This window comes from Pseudomonas sp. GW460-LB5 (genome assembly GCF_059423245.1).
In genome coordinates this window covers 1-789 of sequence record NZ_JBWKXT010000139.1, presented here as the reverse complement: position 1 = coordinate 789, position 789 = coordinate 1, and the positions used below count along the sequence as shown (strand labels likewise).

General features: G+C 60.3%; 1 protein-coding gene. It reads left to right on the top strand.

The features are described from left to right. On the top strand, positions 1 to 789 hold a 789-nt coding region (locus tag AC07XM_RS31065; protein WP_495046086.1), incomplete at both ends, for an immunoglobulin-like domain-containing protein.

Below are 789 nucleotides of genomic sequence, written 5' to 3'. Positions count from 1 at the left end.
CACCGTGACCCTGAGCAACCCTGCCCAGACGCCGGTAACCGTGACCCTGTCCAACGGCCAGACCATCACTGTTGAAGTGGGCAAGACCCAAGGCAGCGTTGATTTCCAGACCCCGGCGAACGACGTCTACAACAACGGTTCGACTGTCAGCGTCACCATCGAGAACGCCACGGGCGGTAACTTCGAGCAGTTGACCCCGAATCCGACCCCGGCTCAGACCACGATCAACGATTCGGTAGACACCACCACTGCGACCCTGACCGCTTCGCCAAGCGTCACTGAAGGTGGTGTGATCACCTACACCGTGACCCTGAGCAACCCTGCCCAGACGCCGGTAACCGTGACCCTGTCCAACGGCCAGACCATCACTGTTGAAGTGGGCAAGACCCAAGGCAGCGTTGATTTCCAGACCCCGGCGAACGACGTCTACAACAACGGTTCGACTGTCAGCGTCACCATCGAGAACGCCACGGGCGGTAACTTCGAGCAGTTGACCCCGAATCCGACCCCGGCGCAGACCACGATCAACGATTCGGTCGACACCACCACTGCGACCCTGACCGCTTCGCCAAGCGTCACTGAAGGTGGTGTGATCACCTACACCGTGACCCTGAGCAACCCTGCCCAGACGCCGGTAACCGTGACCCTGTCCAATGGCCAGACCATCACCGTTGAAGCCGGCAAGACCCAGGGCAGCGTTGATTTCCAGACCCCGGCGAACGACGTCTACAACAACGGTTCGACTGTAAGCACAACCATAACCGGCGCTTCCGGTGGCAACTTCGAGCA